Source organism: Luteolibacter ambystomatis (assembly GCF_018137965.1).
In the GTDB taxonomy this organism is placed as follows: Bacteria; Verrucomicrobiota; Verrucomicrobiia; order Verrucomicrobiales; family Akkermansiaceae; genus Luteolibacter; species Luteolibacter ambystomatis.
Genome location: NZ_CP073100.1, coordinates 3,301,488 through 3,321,192 on the forward strand (window position 1 = coordinate 3,301,488; position 19,705 = coordinate 3,321,192).

A 19,705-nucleotide genomic window follows, 5' to 3' on the forward strand; every position below is an offset into this window, starting at 1 on the left:
CTAGTTACGAAGAAACGCCTTCCACAGCAGCGCATAGACGCGCTTGCGCGGCACCTTGACCCGGCGTTCCAGATCCGCCCACCTGGCGCCTTGCAGCTTCGCCAAAGTTTCTTCCGCTAACAAAGCAGGCAGCACGGTGGCGGCACGCAAGCGGCGGATCGGCAATGTCCGCGCATAGTGACGGCCTTCTCCCACCCAAGCCTGTGCCTTTTCAACCCAGCGGGCATGGCATTCCAACAGCGCCTTCCGATCCCATGGTTCGTCCACCGGCAAATAGCAGCGTCCCGCGGCGAGATCACGCGGCAGATCCCGCAGAATATTCACGAGCTGGAGGCCTTTCCCATAGGAGATGCCCTTTTCCAACAGTTCTTCCATCGGCGCGGTCGAATAGCGTTCGCCCAGCGTAAGGAATCCCAGCTTGGTCCAGAAGGCACCCACGCATCCCGCCACGCGCCACGCGTAATCTTCGACCGTGTCATCATCCGGCAGAGAAACCGGCTCGGCCGGAGTCGCGGCGGAAAAACGCTCCAAATCCAGCCGCTGTCCGGAAACAATGATCTCCAATACCTCACGGATCAACGCCTTCTCCGCCTCCGGAGTTTGATCCAAGGCAGCCAGCACCTCGGCGGATCGCTCCAGCAGGACGATCTCCTTCGGCTCCGCGGCAGCCAGCAAATGGCTTGGCCACGCGGGCGTGGTTCCGGTCCCCGCCACCGCGGCACCGTACGCATCCAGCAACGCCAGCCGATCCGCCACCGGGACGAGAGTGGTATCGGTGATGGTGTCACTGGTCCGCGCCAACAAGTAGCCGAGGCTGGCCCCGTGGCGCATCGGCCCGGGAAGCAGCCGCAGCGTCAGATAAAACGAGCGCGACACCCCCTTCAGCACGTCCGTAGCCAGATCCCCCTTCACGCGAGCCACCCAACCAGCCCGGACCCGCCATTTCAACCATCCCGCACGATTTTCAGCGGACTAGCGGAATTTTAGTTTCGCATTCGCTTCCCGCGGGGCGATTTTCCCCACCGCTTCCGCTTGCTCACCTACCTCCATATCCCGTTCTGCCACCGTGTCTGCCCGTATTGCTCGTTCTACAAGCATACTCCCGGCTCCACGCCGATCGGCGCGTTCGTGGATGCCTTGGCAAAGGAAGCCGCCTACCGGCTGCCGCCCCTAAACACTCAACCTCGCACCCTCTACTTGGGAGGCGGCACACCTTCCATGCTCTCGCCGACGCATCTCGAGCGGTTGTTCGGCGCGTTGCGGGAACAACTGGATTTCGCGGCGCTGGACGAAATCACGATGGAGGCGAATCCCGCGACCTTCGATCTGACCAAGGCCCGGTTGTTCCGCGAGCTCGGAGTGACGCGTGTTTCGCTGGGCATCCAGTCGTTCACCCCGCATGTCCTGCAAACACTCGGCCGCGAGCACGATCCGGAGCAAGCGGCCGAAGCCGTGGCGATCCTGCGCGAAGCGGGCATGCCTTCGGTGAACATCGATCTGATGTTCTCGATCCCCGGCCAGTCCATTGACGATTGGCGTGAAACGCTGGAGCGCACCATTTCCCTCAATCCCGACCACGTCTCCGCCTACAATCTCACCTACGAGGAAGACACGGCTTTTTTCGAATCGCTGAAACGGGGTGAAATGAATGCGGACGAAGATCGCGATGCCAGCTTCTACCATCTCGCCCACCGCCTGCTGACCTCCTCCGGCTACGATCACTACGAAACCTCGAACTACGCCCGCCCCGGACATCACTCTTCGCACAACCGCGGCTACTGGCAGGGGGAGGACTACATCGGCCTGGGTCCCTCCGCCGTCTCCACCATCGAGCGCGTCCGCTCGCAGAACGTCGCGGACACCGCCCGTTATGTGGAGATGGTGAACGGCATCGGCCATGCGATCACCGGCAGCGAGGCCATCGATCCGGAGGCCTGGCGGATCGAGCGCATCGCCCTCGGTCTGCGCACCCGCGAGGGCATCCCGCTGGACCGCGTGGACAGCCGGGCCGAAACGCTGCAATCGCTGGTAGACGCCGGATATGCGGTCATTCAAGATGGCAGGCTGGTCTTGACCGAGGAAGGCTCGGCCTTGGTCGATCCGATCGCAGGCGAATTGGTCTGACTTATGGCCAAGTAAGGAAAACCTGCTATAGCGTGAACCGCCGCATGCGATTTTTCCTCACCGCCGCTCTCTGCATCGTCGTCACGCTGCTGACATCCTGTTTCGATGGGAAGGAGGAATTGTGGCTGGCCAAGGACGGAGCCGCCATCTTCGAGGCCACCTATGACGTGCCCACCACCACCGTCCGTCTCAGCGGCGGAGAAGCAAAGCTCCGCGGCAGCGTGGACGAGTGGTTGAAGGAATCTCCTGAAGTACGCTGCGAGGCATTCGACATCAGCCAGCACGAAGACCGCACGCGCATTCACATCCGGCTCTCCTGCGCCTCGGTGCTGAAGATCGCAGACCTTTCGAAACCGGAGAAATCCAAAAGCATGCCCAATCCATTCCAGCACATTGCCGGGGTGGTGGAGGTCAAACGCAATGGACTGGACGTGGAACTCACACGCACGATCAGTCCGAACCGGGCATTGGTGGGCGGCTTGTTCATGCCACGGAAGGAGATCGACGGACGGCGGCTCGTCTATGTGATGCATCTCCCGCAAGCCCCGCTGGAGTCCAATGCCACGCGCACGGAAGACGGCGGAAAGACATTGGTGTGGGACTACACGCTTGCCGAGGGATTGAAGCATCCCTTGGTCACCCGACTGAAAGGGCGCGTGCCGCTGCCCTGGTGGGTGTTCGGCGGTGCGGGAGTCGTGGGAGTGGGCTTGGTGTGGGTGGGATACCGCGGTTTCAAACGCTTGGCACGGGTGAGATCGGAACGTCCGCGCGACTCCGATGCTCCCCCATGAGCAAGTTGAAAACTTGCGCTACTACTTCACCGCATCCCCTGCCTTCGGCGGATTCGCGGCGGTGCGTTCGATGAACTCGATGATCATGCCGGACACGTCCTTGCCAGAGCATTGTTCGATGCCTTCCAGGCCGGGTGAGGAATTCACCTCCATCACCACCGGGCCGTGATTCGAGCGCAGCAGGTCCACACCAGCGACGTTCAGGCCCATCGCCTTCGCCGCACGACAGGCCACGGCGCGTTCTTCCGGGGAAATCTTCACTTTCTCCGCCACTCCACCACGGTGGAGGTTCGAGCGGAACTCGCCTTCCGCTGCCTGGCGTTTCATCGCTGCGACGACCTTGCCGCCCACGACAATGCAGCGGATGTCCGCTCCCTTCGCCTCCTTGATGAACTCCTGCACGAGGATGTTCATGTTCCCGGCTTTGAAAGCCTCGATCACCGATTGAGCGGTGTTCTGTGTTTCCGCCAGTACCACGCCCGCGCCCTGGGTCCCTTCCAGCAGCTTGATGACGAGCGGTGCGCCGCCGCACATCTTGATCAACTCATTGGTCGCATCCGTATGGTGGGCGAATGCGGTGACCGGCAGGCCCACTCCCTTGCGCGCGAGCAACTGCATCGAGCGCAGCTTGTCACGGGAACGGGCGATGGCCACCGAGTCGTTCACGGTGAATACCCCCATCATCTCGAACTGCCGGACGACGGCATTGCCATAGAACGTGTGCGAGGCGGCGATGCGCGGGATCACCGCGTCCGCCTGGAGTTCCTCCCCGTCCACATAGATCTTCGGCTTCCGGGAGGTGATGTTCATGTAGCAGCGGAGATAGTCCACCACCCGGACTTCATGCCCGCGCGTCTCGGCGGCGCGCACGAGCGCGTCGGTGCTGTACAACTGGGCGTTGCGGGAAAGGATGAGAATTTTCATGAGGGACGGGTGCCCGGAACGTGGGGTTCGAGATCGCGCACGCCTCCCAACAAGTGGGAAGCCTGCGGGTCAATGAGAAAAAAACCGGAAAGCGCGCGGCGTCCGATCAGCATGGGGCAGCGCATCACGGAGCGGTTGGCCAGACTGAGGCGGATCGCACAGGTGAAACCGCCTGCGAGTACTGCTTTTGTCTCGATGAAAATGCGTTTTTTCGCCGCCCCGGAGGAGCTGCGCACCTTCTTTGTCATCACCACCACCGCCTCGCAGGAAATACGATCTCCATAGTGGTTGGCGGTGACGAATTTGACACTTTTTCCATCCTCGGACAGCGATATGTCCTCCGCGTGAAGCGATGACGAACGCGCGCCGCTGTCGGTCTTCGCGTTGAGCGGCGAGATGCCGAGGTCCGGAAGCCCCACCCACTCGCGCCGACCGATGAGCAGGCGTGGCATCCCCGCTTGTTTCCATGGCAGACCGAGCTCCCGCGCCAGTTCGCCCGAAGAGGCCTCCACCTGCTCCGGCACGGCCTTGTAGGTGCGGGGCGTGCGTTTCATGCGTTTTCAAGCAGGCTGGCAGCCATCGCCCGCGCCTGCTCGCCACCACCGCCAAGCATGCGCACAAGCTCCTTGATCCGTGCCTCACCGGTGACGGGATAGAGACGCGAGCGGGTGCGGCCGTTCGCCACCTCCTTCTCGACCACGAAATGGTGTGCCGCGGTGGCGGCGACCTGCGGGAAATGGGTGATCGATACCACCTGATGGCGGGCACCGAGTGCCGCCATCTTCAATCCCACCGAGCGAGCCACCTCGCCGCCGACGTTCGCATCAATCTCATCGAAGACCATCAGCGGCGTGGCATCCTGTTCCGCCAGCGCGCTTTTCACCGCCAGCATCACGCGGCTGATTTCACCGCTGGATGCGATCTGGCGCAGCGGCAGCAGGGGTTCGCCGGGATTCGGACCGAACTGGAATTCCACACCTTCGTATCCCTGCGGTCCGGGTTCGGTGGAGGGCACCACCTGCACATCGAAGGAGGATTGCTTGAAGCCGAGATCCTTGAGCTGGGAGGCGATTTCCTTGGCCAGCTTCGGCGCGATCTTCTTGCGCGCGGCGGTGAGCGACTTGCCCGCCGTATCGAGTTTGGCACGGCAGGCGGTCACTTCGGCAGCGAGCTTTTCCAGTTTCTCGCCACGGTTCTCGATATTGTCGAGGCGGGCGGCGGCGGCATCGCGGCGCTCGATCACATCGGCCAAGGACGCGCCGTATTTCCTCTTCAGCGACTCAATGAGATTCACCCGTTCTTCCAGCGTGGCGGCTTCTTCCGGATCGATCTCCAGTTCCTCACCGTATTCCACCAGCGAACGCTCCAGTTCCTGAAGTTCCAGCACCGCGGTTTCCAGACCACCGGTGCGCTCGATCACGGACGGATCGAGCTTCTCCAACTCCCGGACCAGACGCTGGACCTCGCCGAGGCGTTCCAGGATGCCATCGTCATTCGAAAGCGATGCGATCGCAGCACCGGAAGCTTCCACCAATCGCGAAGCATTCACGGCGCGGCGCCAGCGGTCCTCCAGATCGTTTTCCTCACCGGGCTTGAGATTCGCAGCGTCGATTTCAGAAACCTGATAACGCAGTAGTTCCAGCTCCTGCTCGCTGGCACTCTCCGCGCGACGAAGCTCGTCCAACTCCGTGGTCTTCGCCCGCCAGTCGCGCCAGGCTTCACGCCACGCGGTGAGGCTGCTCTCCGCGCCTGCATAGGCATCCACCATCGAAAGCTGGCGTTCGGTGGACAGCAGCGACTGGTGATCGTGCGGGCCGTGCAGGTCCACGAGATGCTCACCGAGTTTCTTCAACATCGCCAGCGTCACCGGCGAGTCGTTCACGAACTGGCGGTTCGCCGTCTGGCCCACCGCGCGGCGCACGATCAGTTCGCCCTCACAGGGAGCCAGACCACCCTCCTCCAGAATCGCATCGATCGCGGAAGAATCGGTTAGATTGAAAATCGCCTCCACCGTGCAGGATTCCTCACCGGTGCGGATGAGCCCCTTGTCGGCCCGTTCACCGAGCACGAGCTTGAGGGCCCCCACGATCACCGACTTGCCCGCGCCGGTCTCACCAGTCACGCCGACAAGGCCGGAGCCCAGCTCCCAGGTAAGTTCATCGACGAGGGCGAGATTGCGGATTTTCAGCAGGGTGAGCATGCGGGTGCCGGAGGCGGCGGCATCATGCCAAGCCGGAGCCGGGAATCAATCTCTGGAAATCACCGGAATCGTCCCCTTCGCCCCAGGCAAAAGCGCCTCGATTTCCTCACACGTCCGCCGCATCCATGTTTCCGGCTCAAAGCAAGCGGCCATCTCCGTGGCGTTCTCCTTGAAAAACGAATCCGTCAACAAGCGATCCAGTATTTCCGCAATCCGCCCATCCGTGAATTCGGCGGGTGAAAGCCCGAGGCCCACCCCCATCTTCCGCACCCGGGCGAGCGTATCCAACTGGTCATGAGCCATCGGCTGGATCAGGTGGGGAATGCCCGCCTGCAAGGCCTGGGCACAAGTGCCGATCCCCCCATGATAGACCAACGCCGCAGCGCGCGGCAGCACCTCGCTGAAAGGCACGTAGGAGAAATGCCGGATGCCAGGAGGCAGATTCTCCGGAAGGGTTTCGGTGAAGGGTGAAAGCAGGATGCCCCGGCGGTTCAAACGGACCAGCGCCTTCACGGCCTCCCGGAAAAAAGATTCGCCGTGCGCCATCGCGCTGCCGGGAGTGAAAATCACCGGCGGCTCGCCCGCATCGAGAAAGTCCCGCACCTCGGCGGGCACCTCGCGGATGCCCCTTTCATCGAACAGCGGAAATCCGGTCTGCCGTGTCTGCTGCGGCCAATCCGGCTGGGGCGGTGCGAACCAGTCCGGAAACAGGGCGATCACCCGGTCCGGCGCATGCCACCAATCCAACAGCATGTTCCTCGCAGGCGGCAATCCATGCTCCTGCCGCAAGCGGTTCAACTGCGGGAGGACATAGTGGTCAACGACCTTGCCCGCGATCCACCACTGGATCTTCTTGAGAAAACGCGGCGCACCTTGGCCGAACACCATGCCATGCAGCTCCGGCTGATGATAAACGCTGGGGAGCAACGATGGAGCCAAATGCACGGTAGCCATTGGAATTCCCAACAGTTCGCTGGCATTGCGCGCCCCAAAGGCCAGCGAACTGGCCAGGAGGACGGTATTGCCGGGTTGGTGCAGCTCCCGTGTGAGCTCCAGGATCGGGGCGTAGCTGGGATCGACCGCGCCACGGATGATCACCTGGAGGGCTTTGCGCGGGTGCCAGAGGTCCGGATTGCTACGGAGCCGCTCGAAATCCTCGATCGTTCCGAGCGGGTGGAATTCCAATCCGCTTTCCCGCACCACCCGCTCAAAAACCGCGCCGGTGATGACATGCACGTCATGCCCGCGGGCCTTCAGGGCACGCCCCACGCCGATGAAGGGATGGACGTCCCCGGCACTGCCTATCGTGTGGACCAGGACCCGCATTTGCCCCGCACGGTCGTCTTCATCCGGATCTTCGCAAATTCCAAATGGATCGTCATCCGGCCTTTTCTTCCCCGAGTGTCCCGGACCGTTGCGAAGCCACCGGGCTTGTGCCAGCCTTGCTCCGGATTTCATGACGGACGATCTCACCCTCACCTTCCTCGGCACCGGAACCTCCACGGGCATTCCCGTGATCGGCTGTGAATGTGAGACCTGCCGGTCCACCGACCCCCGCAACACCCGCACCCGCTCCTCGATCCTCATCGAGACCCCGGAAACCACGCTGCTGGTGGACTCCGGGCCGGACCTCCGCCAGCAGGCGCTCCGTGAAAACATCCGCAGGATCGACGCCGTCCTCTACACCCACGGGCATCTTGATCACGTGACCGGATTCGACGATCTGCGCGCCTTCTGCTGGCACCGGGACGCCCCGCTTCCCATGCATGCCACCACCGAGTGCATGGCCACGCTGCGCTCGATGTTTGCCTGGGCTTTCTCTTCCGCGAATACCTATCGCGGTTATGTGAAACCCGATCCTCGTCTCATTGAGGGACCATTCACCTACGGCCGGTTGAAGATCACACCGCTGCCTGTCCAACATGCCTCGGTGGAGACGGTGGGGTTCCTGTTCGAGTATCCGGGCTGCAAATCGGCGGCGTATTTCCCTGATGCGAAGGCCTTCCCTCCGGTCACGCTGGCAGCCTTGAAAGATGTGGACGTGCTGGTCATCGACTCACTCCAGCCAACTCCGCATGCCACCCACTTCTCGAACGAAGAGGCACTGGCCATGATCGGCGAGGTCAAGGCGCGCGAGGCGTGGCTGATCCACCTCGGCCACCAGAACGAACACATGACACTGGAGTCCACGCTGCCGCGGCATGTGAAAGTCGCGTATGACGGATTGAAGTTGAGCTTGGCCCGGACCACCTGATCCTGACACCTTCCCTTGCAATGAGGCTTTTCCTGTTCCTGATCCTCACCACCGGCATCACCCTCGCGGCGACGCCCGACCCTGCTTCCGTGGTGGTCCTCTATAACAAGGCGATTCCGGAATCGGCGAAGCTGGCGGAAACGTACCGTGCCGCCCGCAGCATCCCCGCTGAAAACCTCGTCGGCCTCGATCTGCCGAAGAGCGATGACATCAGCCGCGAGGACTACGACAAGGGCTTGGTGAAACCGCTGCGTGGGATCTTCGATTCCAAAGGATGGTGGAAGCTTGGCAAGAACCAGGAGAACCTGACGCTGCCGGTTCAGAACCAGATCCGTTTCATCGCGGTGATGCGCGGAGTGCCGCTGCGGATTCGCAACACAAGTGCCACTCCGCCCCCGATCGATCTGCAAAAACCCTTCGAAGGCCGCAACGAAGCCGCCGTGGACTCGGAACTCGCGGCGTTCGGCATCCAGGGACTGCCGACGCTGGGCGTGGTCAACAATGCCTATTTCAAAAGCGAGAAGCCCTTTGCCGAGGCGGGCATGCCGTTTCTCGTCCTGGTGGCCCGCATCGATGCCGCAAAGTGGGAAACCTGCGAGCGGATGATCAAGGACGCGGTGGCAACGGAGAAGACCGGCCTGTGGGGCCGTGCCTACGTGGACATCGCGAACAAGATCCCGGAAGGCGACCAATGGCTGGAAGGCGTGGCCAAGGCCAACCTCTCCACGGGCATCCCGACGGTGGTGGACCGCTTCAACGACACGCTGCCGACGAACTATCCGATGACGGATGCCTCGCTCTACTACGGTTGGTACGAGTGGAATGTGAACGGCCCCTTCCTGAACCCGCGGTTCCAGTTCCGTCCCGGCGCGGTGGCGATGCATCTGCACTCCTTCAGCGCGGAGCAGATCCGCGACCCCAACAAAAACTGGAGCGCGGCCCTGCTGGAGCGCGGCGCCTGCTGCACCATCGGCAATACCTACGAGCCGTATCTGGGCATCACCCATTACTTCGACATCCTTCACAAGCGGTTGCTCGATGGCTCCACCTTCGCCGAAGCAGCCTACGCCGCGATGCCCGCGCTATCCTGGCAGGGCGTCGTGTTCGGGGACCCGCTCTACCGGCCCTTCATTCATCTGGACGGCAGTGGCGAGAAGCAGCCCGGCGACAATGACTATCGGGCGCTGCGGATGGCATCACTCCAATGGGACAGCAAACCGGCCGAACTGCACGACCAGCTCGCAAAAGCGGTCGAACGCACCCACAGCGGAGTTCTCGCGGAAGCCCTGGGTCTCCGCTATCGGGCGATCAGCCTGAACGACGATGCGAAAAAGTGGTTCGGCGTCGCCAGGGAGAACTACACCAATACCGCCGACAAACTGCGGCAGGAGTTCAACATCATCTCCATCGACCGCGCGGTGGGACACAAGGACCTGGCCATCCGGGAACTCCGTGATGCCCGCACGATCTACGCCGCCATTCCCGAATCCCAGGCTCTCACCGGCTGGCTCAATATCCTCGACCCGCCACCGCCACCTCCTGCCGATCCGACCAAAGTGCCGAAGATCAAATGAGCTACGCCCGCCTCCTTGAAGACGCTTTCCAGCCATCGACGCTGGCGGAGCCTCGCGGGCGCGCGCTGCCGCCGGAACTGGAACTGCAGGCGCTTTGGTTTGCCGGCGCCTTCGGGCGGGACTTCGCCACCACCAGCGGCAATCAGGTCCGCATCGTCCAATTCGGAGAGTGGAACCGCTCGGCCGGGCCGGACTTCATCCAAGCGGCGGTAGAGATCGATGGTGTCTTGAAAAAAGGAGCCATCGAACTCGATCCCGAACCGGAAGATTGGGAGCGCCACGGCCACGCGGCCAATCCGGCCTACCGCGAGGTAATCCTGCATGTGGTGTTCCGCCCCGCCGAACGGGAAAGTTTCACCCGCAATGACGAGCACCATGAGATCCCGCGTGTGGAAATCGGAGCGGAAGCCATCGAAGAAGCCCTGAACCTGCCTCCCCGCGAGATCGCCATCGCCCGCCCCGGCCGCTGCGTGCGGCCGCTGGCCGGAATGGACAGCGTGGCGGTGAGCCGCCTGTTGGAACAGGCGGCGGCTCATCGGGCGACACGAAAAGCCGCACGATTCCTTCGCATGGCGGACGCCCACGGCCGCGATGCCGCTCTCTTCCAAGCCACCGCGGAGACGCTGGGGTATCGTGGCAATTCCCTGGCCATGCGCCTGCTGGCCCAGCGGGCTCCGCTTTCCGCAATGAAGGAGGAGATGGATCATGAGGCGCTGCTATTCGGCACAGCCGGGTTCCTCTCGCCAATCCTGCACGAGAAAGCTCCGACCGATACCCGTGAATACCTGCGCGGACTGTGGGATACCTGGTGGAAGCAACGCGGCCGCTTTGAGACCGCTGGCACCCGCACAATCCCGTGGAAGCTTCATGGCCACCGCCCCGCCAATCATCCCCACCGCCGGGCTGGTGCTCTCTCCGCATTGGTGACGGTATGGCCGAAGTATCGGCGAGTCGCCTTGGCGAGGCCGTTTCGTCCGGAAGCTGTGCTCACATTCCTTGAAGAACTGAATCACGATTTCTGGGAACGCCGCCACACGCTGACCTCCGCACCGACGCTGCGGCCGGTGGCCTTGTTCGGACGTTCGCAGGGATTGGAACTTCTGGCGAATCATCTGGCTCCACTGGCTCTCCATGAGGATGACGGCTTCGATTTCAACGCCTACTGGAAACTCCGTGCGGCCTCTCCGAATGAACGGGTAAAACGTTGCGGACTGCGGTTGTTCGGCTCCCTGGAGACTGCGAAGCCATGGTTCCAGAAGGTGGCCCATCATCAGGCGCTGCTGCAGATCTACCACGACTTCTGCCTGGAGGATGTGAGCGATTGCGAACGCTGCCCGTTCCCCGAGCAGCTCGCCCAGTGGCGGGCGTGATTTTCCATTTCCGCTTCCTCCGTTCCGGCGTTATCGACGGGTCATGCAGATCACGCTCAATGGACAGCCTCACGAACTCGCCGCGACGCGCTCGGTGGAGCAGTTGCTGCAAGATGTGGGATTGGGCGGCAAACCGGTGGTGGTGGAGCTGAATCTGGAAGCGATCTTCCCCCGGGATTTCAGCACCACGCAGGTGAACGATGGTGACCGGGTGGAGATTGTGACGCTGGCTGCGGGAGGTTGAGACCACTCCGGCCAAATCGGGAACGCAGATTCATTTAGGCAGCCATTCAGCAAGGCCGGACTGGAGTCCGCAGCCCGGTTGGGGAAAACAAAAACGCCCGGCCACCTTGCGGCAGCCGGGCGTTTGTGAATGTTCGTCGGATCAGGCGGTGCGGGCGTCGTCGTCCACGGCCGGCTCCGGCTCATGGAAGATCGGCTCCGGCTCCTCGACGGTGAACTCGACTTCGACATCGCGGTGCGTTTCGAAACCGGAACCCGCCGGGATGAGGTGGCCCATGATCACGTTCTCCTTGAAGCCCGTGAGGTAGTCCACCTTGCCGAGGGTCGCCGCTTCGGTCAGCACGCGGGTGGTGTCCTGGAAGGACGCCGCGGAGATGAACGAGTCGGTTTCGAGCGAGGCCTTGGTGATGCCGAGCAGCACCGGTTCGGCTTCCGCCGGCTTGCCACCGCTGGCGACGATCTCCGCATTGATCTTCTTGAAGTTCGTGCGGTCGATCTGGTCGCCCCAGAGGAGCTGGTCGGCGTCACCGGGATCGGTGATCTTCACCTTGCGCAGCATCTGGCGGATGATGATCTCGATGTGCTTGTCGTTGATTTCCACGCCTTGGACGCGGTAAACGGACTGCACTTCGTTGACCAGGTGCTCCTGGAGTTCCTGGGCACCGCAAGCCTCGAGGAGGTCTTCCGGAGACACCGGGCCTTCCGTGATCTGGTCACCGCGGTGCACGCGGTCGCCTTCGGTCACGATGATGTGCTTGCCCATCGGCACGAGGTGCTCGACCTGCTCGCCGGTGGTGGAGTCGGTCACGATGACCTTCTTCTTGCCGCGGACGTTGCCACCGAAGGAAACCTCACCCTCGATCTTCGCGATCACACAGGCATCCTTCGGCTTGCGAGCTTCGAAAAGCTCGGCAACACGCGGAAGACCACCGGTGATGTCCTTGGTGCGGGCCACCTTGCGCGGGGTCTTGGCGAGCAGCGTGCCGCCCGTGACCTCCTCGCCTTCCTTGACGGAAAGGTGGGCGCCGACCGGAATCGAGTAGGAGGCTTTCACTTCCTTGGTCTTCGGATCCACGATGACGACCTGCGGGTGGAGGTCTTCCTTGTGGTCCGTCACCATCATGCCCTTCTTGCCCGTTTCCTTGTCGGTCTCGGACTGGACGGTGATGCCGGAGATCATGTCGCGGAACTCAACCTTACCGGACTTCTCGGTGAGAATCGGCACGTTGTACGGGTCCCAGGTGGCGATCACGTCGGCCTTCTTCACATCGTCGCCATCCTTGATCGAGATCACGGAGCCGATGACGATGTTGTGGCTTTCGAGTTCCAGACCATCCTTGTCGCGAACGGACAGCGTGCCGTTCTTGTTGAGGACGACCCAGTTGCCTTCGGCGGACTGGACGGTGCGGAGGTCCTTGTAAACGACCACACCGGTGTTCTTCGCCTTGATGATCGGCTGCTTGAAGGTCGCCGCCGCAACACCACCGACGTGGAACGTACGCATGGTGAGCTGGGTGCCGGGTTCACCGATCGACTGGGCGGCGATGATGCCGACCGCTTCGCCAATCTTCACCGTCTTGCCGGTGGCGAGGTTCAAGCCGTAGCAACGGGCGCAGCAACCACGGTCCGATTCGCACGTGAGCACGGAGCGGATCTTGAGCTGCTCGTAACCGATGCGCTCGATGGCCTGGGCTTGCTTCTCGGTGATCTCATCATCGACATCGACGATGATCTGACCGGTGACCGGGTCCTTGACCTGCTCGCAGGAAACGCGGCCATAGACACGCAGGGCCAACGAGGCGGCTTCTTCGTCACCATCATAGATGGCGCGAACAAGAATGCCGTTCGCGGTGCCGCAGTCCTGGTGCGTGACGATCACGTCCTGGGCAACGTCCACGAGCTTGCGGGTCATGTAACCGGAGTCAGCGGTCTTGAGCGCGGTGTCGGACAGACCCTTGCGGGCGCCGTGGGTCGAGATGAAGTACTCGAGCACGGACAGACCTTCACGGAAGTTCGAGATAATCGGGCGCTCGATAATTTCACCGGAGGGCTTGGCCATGAGGCCACGCATGCCGCCGAGCTGCTTGATCTGCGACTTGTTACCACGGGCACCGGAGTCGACCATCATGAACAGCGGGCTGAGGCCCTTGCCGTCGTTGTGCTCCAACTTGCTGTAGAGCTTGTTGGCGATGGCGTCGGTGGCCTGGGTCCAGATATCGACGACCTTCTGGTAGCGTTCGCCATCGGTGATGACACCGTTGCGATACTGCTTGGTCACCTTGCCGACTTCGTCGTAAGCCTTCGCGATGATCTCCGGCTTTTCTTCCGGGATGACCATGTCAACGATACCGATGGAGGCACCGGAGCGGGAAGCTTCGCGGAACCCGAGGCTCTTGAGCGAGTCGAGGGTCTCGACGGTCTTCTTCTTGCCGCCCACCTGGTAGCAACGCCAGATGATGTCGGCCATGACCTTCTTGGTCACGTTCTTGTTGATGAAGCCGAGGCCATCGGGCCAGATCTCGTTGAAGCGGACGCGGCCCGGGGTGGTTTCGATGATCTTCGACTCCTTGTCACCGTATACGCTGTCCTTGCCGAAATCGGGGTTCCGGATGCGGATCCAGGAGTGATACTTCACCTTGCGCGCAGCGATCGCGAACTCGACTTCCGAGGAGTTCTCGAACAGCGGCAGGTGCTCCATCTTCTCGCGGTCCTTCTGGGTCCGGACCGGAGCCCAGCTCAGGTAGTAGGAGCCAAGAATGATGTCCTGCGAAGGAGTGGTGATCGGGCGGCCGGACGCGGGCGAGAAGATGTTGTTCGGCGCGAGCATGAGCTGGCGCGCTTCCATCTGGGCCTCGACCGAGAGCGGCACGTGCACGGCCATCTGGTCACCGTCGAAGTCGGCGTTGTAAGCCGTGCAAACGAGCGGATGAACACGGATGGCCTCACCTTCGATGAGCTTCGGCTCGAACGCCTGGATCGAGAGGCGGTGCAGCGTCGGAGCGCGGTTCAGCATAACCGGGTGACCCTTGGTCACTTCGGCGAGGATGTCCCACACTTCCGGGGTCTTGCGGTCGATCATCTTCTTGGCCGAACGGACGGTGTGGCAGTAGCCCAGCTCCTTCAGGCGGCGGATGATGAACGGCTCGAACAAGGTCAGAGCCATCTTCTTGGGAAGACCGCACTGGTTGAGCTTGAGGTCCGGTCCGATGACGATGACGGAACGGCCGGAGTAGTCGACGCGCTTGCCGAGCAGGTTCTGGCGGAAACGGCCACCCTTGCCCTTGAGCATGTCGCTGAGGGACTTGAGCGGACGGTTGCCGGCACCGGTCACGGCGCGGCCGTGGCGGCCGTTGTCGAACAACGCGTCAACGGCTTCCTGCAGCATCCGCTTTTCGTTGCGGATGATGACCTCCGGCGTCTTGAGCTGGAGGAGGTTCTTGAGACGGTTGTTTCGGTTGATGACGCGACGGTAGAGGTCATTCAGGTCGGAGGTGGCGAAACGGCCGCCTTCGAGTGGCACCAGCGGACGAAGGTCCGGTGGAATCACGGGAAGTACGGTCTGGATCATCCATTCCGGGCGGGACTTGGAGCCCGCGAAGCCCTGGGTGATCTTGAGACGCTTCGAGAGCTTCTTCTTGTTCTGCTTGGAACGGGTGGTGCCGAGTTCCTGCTCGAGCTGCACGGCGAGGTCGGCCAGATCGATCTGCTTGAGCAGATCCTGGATCGCCTCGGCACCCATGCCGGCGCGGAAGGTGTCTTCACCGTAGGCGTCCTCCGCCTCGCGGAGTTCGGTCTCGGTGAGAAGTTGGCCGCGCTCAAGCGGGGTGTTGCCCGGCTCGGTGACGATGTAGTCCTCGTAATAGATCACCCGCTCCAGATGGCGGGCGCTCATGTCGAGCATGAGGCCGATGCGGGAGGGCATGCACTTGTAGAACCAAATGTGGCTCACCGGCACGGCGAGCTCGATGTGGCCCATGCGCTCGCGGCGGACGCGGGACAGCGTGACTTCCACGCCGCAACGGTCGCACACGACGCCCTTGTGCTTGATGCGCTTGTACTTGCCGCAGGCGCACTCCCAGTCACGGGTGGGTCCGAAGATGCGCTCGCAGAAGAGACCGCCCTTCTCGGGCTTGAAGGTACGATAGTTGATGGTTTCCGGGTTCTTCACCTCGCCCTTGGACCAGGAGCGGATGGTGTCCGGGGAGGCCACGGTGATGGAAACCTGGTCGAAGGCTTCCGGGCGCTCGTCCACGCCGAAGAGTTCGCGAAGATTGGTGTCAACACTCATGTGGTAGGATGGTTCGGGCTGTTTGTGTTTCGCGGCTCAAAAGTTACAGGGTGAGGTCGTCGAGCGAGAAGTCGTCCACGCCGCCGGTGATGCCGGAGCCGTGGGTCGATCCGCGCCTGCCCGGACGAACGTCCAGACCGAGCGACTGCATTTCCTTGATGAGGACGTTGAACGACTCGGGCGTGCCCGCCTCGAGGTTGTTGTCGCCCTTGACGATGGCTTCGTAGATCCGGGTGCGGCCCTGCACGTCGTCGGACTTGACGGTGAGGAGCTCCTGAAGGGTGTAGGCGGCGCCGTAAGCTTCGAGCGCCCACACTTCCATTTCCCCGAAACGCTGGCCACCGTATTGCGCCTTACCACCGAGCGGCTGCTGGGTGACGAGGGAGTACGGCCCGACGGCACGGGCGTGGATCTTGTCGGCAACCAAGTGGCCGAGCTTCAGCATGTAGATCATGCCGACCACGACCGGGTTGTGATACGGCTCGCCGGTGCGTCCGTCGAAGAGGGTGGACTTGCCACCGGTGGTGCCGTCCTTGCCGTCACCGATCCAGGTGAATCCGTCGATCTGCTTGGCCTGGGACATGAAGTCCCAGATCTTCTCTTCCTTGATGCCGTCGAAAATCGGCGTGGCGACCTTGAAGCCGAGGGCCTTGGCGGCGACGCCAAGGTGGGTTTCAAGAACCTGGCCGACGTTCATTCGCGATGGCACGCCGAGCGGGTTGAGGCAGATATCAACCGGAGTTCCGTCAGAAAGGAACGGCATGTCTTCCTCGGGAACGATGATGGCGACAACGCCCTTGTTACCGTGGCGACCGGCCATCTTGTCACCCACCGACAGCTTGCGCTTGGCAGCGATGAAGACCTTCACTTCCTTGATCACGCCCGGATCGACTTCGTCACCGGACTCGAGCTGGTCGAGCTTGCGCTCGCGCTCGTTGTCGAGTTCGGCAAAGCGGCCTTCGAAGGAACCGATGATTTCCAGGATCTTGTTACGGATCGGGGACGGATCGATTTCGATGTGGTCATGCACCGAGGCCAGCTTGCGGAGCAGGGTCTTGGTGATCTTGCGGTTGGCCGGGATGATGATTTCACCGGTCTGCGCGTTGACGACATCGAGCGGGATCTTTTCACCGAGCAGGATGTCCGAGAGCTTCTCGGTAAGCTGGTCGGTAAGCTGGTCGGCCTTCTTCTTGTGCTCGTCGTTGATCTTCTTGAGCTGCTTCTTGAGCTCGACCGGATCGACCTTCTCGGCACGCTTCTTGGCGAGGCCGTGGGAGGAAACGCGCACGTCCTGGACGATGCCGGTGACACCGGAGGGCACGCGCAGCGAGGTGTCCTTCACGTCCGCGGCCTTCTCACCGAAGATGGCGCGCAGCAGGCGCTCTTCCGGGGCGAGTTCGGTTTCGGACTTCGGCGTGATCTTGCCGATGAGGATGTCGCCGGGCTTCACTTCCGCACCGATGCGGATGATGCCGTCGTGGTCGAGGTTGCGCAGGGCGTCTTCGCCGACGTTCGGGATGTCACGGGTGATTTCTTCCGGGCCGAGCTTGGTGTCGCGGGCGGCCACGTCGAATTCAGCGATGTGGATGGAGGTATAGATGTCCTCCTTCACGACCTTCTCCGAGATGACGATGGCGTCCTCGAAGTTGTAGCCGTTCCAAGGCATGAACGCGACGAGCACGTTGCGGCCGAGGGCGAGTTCACCGCCTTCGGTGTTCGGGCCGTCGGCGAGCACGTCGCCCTTCTTGATCTTCTGGCCCTTCTTGACGATGGGCTTCTGGTTGATGCAGGTGCCCGCGTTGGAGCGCATGAACTTGCGCAGCGGGTAAACCATGATGCCCTTGTCGAGGTTGGTTTTCACCGACTCGGGTTCCGAGAGGAACTTCTCCTCGGACACCGGCAGCTTGCCATCCGAAGTGGTGACGATGATTTCCGCGGTGGCGGCGGCGATGATGCCGTCCGCCTCGGACACGACCACGGCGCGGGAGTCACGGGCGGCCTTGCCTTCCAGACCGGTGCCGACGAGCGGCGCCTCGGAAACGAGGAGCGGCACACCCTGGCGCTGCATGTTCGAACCCATGAGCGCGCGGTTGGCATCGTCGTGCTCAAGGAATGGAATCATGCCAGCGGCCACGGACACCATCTGCTTCGGCGAGACGTCCATGAAGTTCACCTCGGTCGGATCGACTTCGATGAACTCGCCGCCAGCCTCACGGGCGGTGACCTTGTCGTTGAGGAACTTGCCCGACTTGTCGATCGGGTTGTTGGCCTGGGCGATGAGGAACTTTTCTTCCTGGTCGGCGGTGAGGTACTCCACCTCATTGCTCACCTTGCCATCCTTCACCTTGCGGTAGGGGGTTTCGATGAAGCCGAATTCATTGATGCGCGCGTAGGTGCACATCGAGCTGATCAGACCGATGTTCGGACCCTCCGGGGTCTCGATCGGACAGATGCGGCCGTAGTGGGACGGATGAACGTCACGCACTTCGAAGCCGGCGCGGTCGCGGTTCAGACCACCAGGTCCGAGAGCGGAGAGACGGCGCTTGTGGGTCAGCTCGGCCAGAGGGTTGGTCTGGTCCATGAACTGGGAGAGCTGGCTGCGGCCGAAGAAGTCGCGCACAACAGCGGAAAGCGCCTTCGGGTTGATCAGCTTCTGCGGGGTCATGCCCTCGATGTTCACGTCGAACAGGGTCATGCGCTCCTTGACCAGACGCTCGGTGCGGGCGAGGCCCACGCGGCACTGGTTGGCAAGAAGTTCGCCCACGGCACGCACGCGGCGGGAACCGAGGTGGTCGATGTCATCAATGACGCCTTCGCCCTTCTTCAGCTTGAGGAGGTACTTCACCGCGCCGAGGAAGTCCTCCGGCACCATGATGCGCTGGTCGGAATCGACGCCGATGCCGAGCTTCTGGTTGATCTTGTAACGGCCGACACGGGTGAGGTCGTACTTCTTCGCATCGAAGAAGAGGCGCTTCAGGAGGGCACGAGCGTTCGCGGCCGTCGGCGGGTCGCCGGGGCGGAGCTTGCGGTAGATGTCCTTGAGAGCGGATTCCTCGTCCTTGGCCGGGTCCTTGCGGAGGGACTTCAGGAGGATTTCATCCTCGCGGGAGTCGATCACCTCCACAGCCTTCTTGCCGAGGGCGATAAGCTGGCGGACGATGCCGATGGTGAGCGGCTCATAGGCCTTGGCCACGACGAGTTCGCCATCGAGGATGTCCTCGAACGGCACCTTGTTGCCGAGTTCCTGCTCGTCCATCTGCTCGCTCAGCTTGAGCGATTCCACCTGGTAGAAGTTGGTGACGATGTCGCGGTCGGTCGGGAAACCGAGCACGCGCAGGAAGGTGCTGGCCAGGAACTTGCGGCGGCGGCGGCGGCGGTCCAGATAGACGTAGAGCAGGTCGTTGGTGTCGAACTGCACTTCCAGCCAGGAACCACGGTCCGGGATGATGCGGAAGGAGTGGAGCAGCTTGCCATTGAGGTGCTGCGAGGTCTCGAAGCAGATGCCCGGGGAGCGGTGGAGCTGGGACACGATCACGCGCTCCGCCCCGTTGATGATGAAGGTGCCGCGGCGGGTCATCATCGGCAGTTCGCCCATGTACACGCGCTCCTTCTTGTTGCCGGTCTCGTCCTTCAGCTTGAAGGTCACGTAGAGGGCGGCGCTGAAGCTTTCGCCGGTGCGCAAGGAATCAAGCGACGTGATCTTCGGGTCCTCGATGTCGTACGCGACGAAATCGAGCTCGATGGCTTCATCGTAGCTCTTGATAGGGAAAACCTCCTGGAACACGGCTTGGAGGCCGGTGTCGGTGCGCTCGCTCGGGGAGACGTCCTTCTGGAGGAATTCTTCATAGGACCGGCTCTGGACCTCGATGAGGTTCGGCGGCTCAATCACTTCCTCAAATTTCCCGAAATAGAGTCGTTCGGCCATAACGTGTCTGGG

General features: G+C 62.2%; 13 protein-coding genes. 6 read left to right on the forward strand and 7 right to left on the reverse strand.

The features are described 5' to 3' along the window. A complete protein-coding gene (locus KBB96_RS12525; protein WP_211629786.1) occupies positions 1-912 on the reverse strand; it encodes a phytoene/squalene synthase family protein in 912 nt (303 codons plus the stop codon). Between the two features lie 120 nt (positions 913-1,032). Between KBB96_RS12525 and hemW the strand changes: the two genes are divergently transcribed. Both hemW and KBB96_RS12535 read left to right on the forward strand, forming a co-directional pair. Further along, positions 1,033-2,124 carry a radical SAM family heme chaperone HemW gene (gene hemW, locus KBB96_RS12530; protein ID WP_226373536.1) on the forward strand — a complete coding sequence of 364 codons (1,092 nt, stop codon included), beginning with the start codon at positions 1,033-1,035 and terminating at the stop codon, positions 2,122-2,124. Between the two features lie 44 nt (positions 2,125-2,168). Continuing rightward, positions 2,169-2,915 (forward strand): hypothetical protein, encoded by a 747-nt coding sequence (locus tag KBB96_RS12535; protein WP_211629787.1) that lies wholly within the window; start codon positions 2,169-2,171, stop codon positions 2,913-2,915. Positions 2,916-2,936: 21 nt separating this feature from the next. Here KBB96_RS12535 and rimK read toward each other — a convergent pair whose 3' ends face one another. From rimK to KBB96_RS12555, 4 genes are read right to left on the reverse strand one after another with little or no spacing between them, the layout of a single operon-like run. Then, positions 2,937-3,839 (reverse strand): 30S ribosomal protein S6--L-glutamate ligase, encoded by a 903-nt coding sequence (gene rimK, locus KBB96_RS12540; RefSeq protein WP_211629788.1) that lies wholly within the window; start codon positions 3,837-3,839, stop codon positions 2,937-2,939. After that, on the reverse strand, positions 3,836-4,393 hold the full coding sequence (locus KBB96_RS12545; protein ID WP_211629789.1) for an ATP-dependent zinc protease family protein: 558 nt from the start codon (positions 4,391-4,393) through the stop codon (positions 3,836-3,838). Before KBB96_RS12545 ends, rimK begins: the two co-directional genes overlap by 4 nt. Next, positions 4,390-6,039 (reverse strand): DNA repair protein RecN, encoded by a 1,650-nt coding sequence (recN, locus tag KBB96_RS12550; RefSeq protein ID WP_211629790.1) that lies wholly within the window; start codon positions 6,037-6,039, stop codon positions 4,390-4,392. The genes KBB96_RS12545 and recN overlap by 4 nt, the downstream gene beginning before the upstream one ends. Positions 6,040-6,084: 45 nt before the next feature. After that, positions 6,085-7,365 (reverse strand): glycosyltransferase, encoded by a 1,281-nt coding sequence (locus KBB96_RS12555; protein WP_211629791.1) that lies wholly within the window; start codon positions 7,363-7,365, stop codon positions 6,085-6,087. A gap of 130 nt (positions 7,366-7,495) precedes the next feature. Here KBB96_RS12555 and KBB96_RS12560 point away from each other — a divergent pair, with 130 nt between their 5' ends. From KBB96_RS12560 to thiS, 4 genes are read left to right on the forward strand one after another with little or no spacing between them, the layout of a single operon-like run. Further along, on the forward strand, positions 7,496-8,293 hold the full coding sequence (locus tag KBB96_RS12560) for an MBL fold metallo-hydrolase (protein WP_211629792.1): 798 nt from the start codon (positions 7,496-7,498) through the stop codon (positions 8,291-8,293). Between the two features lie 20 nt (positions 8,294-8,313). Then, positions 8,314-9,867 (forward strand): TIGR03790 family protein, encoded by a 1,554-nt coding sequence (locus KBB96_RS12565; RefSeq protein WP_211629793.1) that lies wholly within the window; start codon positions 8,314-8,316, stop codon positions 9,865-9,867. Then, positions 9,864-11,237 (forward strand): DUF2851 family protein, encoded by a 1,374-nt coding sequence (locus KBB96_RS12570; RefSeq protein WP_211629794.1) that lies wholly within the window; start codon positions 9,864-9,866, stop codon positions 11,235-11,237. The genes KBB96_RS12565 and KBB96_RS12570 overlap by 4 nt, the downstream gene beginning before the upstream one ends. Before the next feature lie 43 nt (positions 11,238-11,280). After that, positions 11,281-11,481, forward strand: a complete 201-nt coding sequence (gene thiS / locus KBB96_RS12575) for a sulfur carrier protein ThiS (protein WP_211629795.1) — start codon at positions 11,281-11,283, stop codon at positions 11,479-11,481. Positions 11,482-11,622: 141 nt separating this feature from the next. Here the strand turns inward: thiS and rpoC are convergent, their stop codons facing one another. Both rpoC and rpoB read right to left on the reverse strand, forming a co-directional pair. Beyond that, positions 11,623-15,768, reverse strand: a complete 4,146-nt coding sequence (gene rpoC / locus KBB96_RS12580) for a DNA-directed RNA polymerase subunit beta' (RefSeq protein ID WP_211629796.1) — start codon at positions 15,766-15,768, stop codon at positions 11,623-11,625. Between the two features lie 43 nt (positions 15,769-15,811). After that, positions 15,812-19,693, reverse strand: a complete 3,882-nt coding sequence (gene rpoB / locus KBB96_RS12585) for a DNA-directed RNA polymerase subunit beta (RefSeq protein WP_211629797.1) — start codon at positions 19,691-19,693, stop codon at positions 15,812-15,814. Positions 19,694-19,705: the final 12 nt, after the last annotated feature.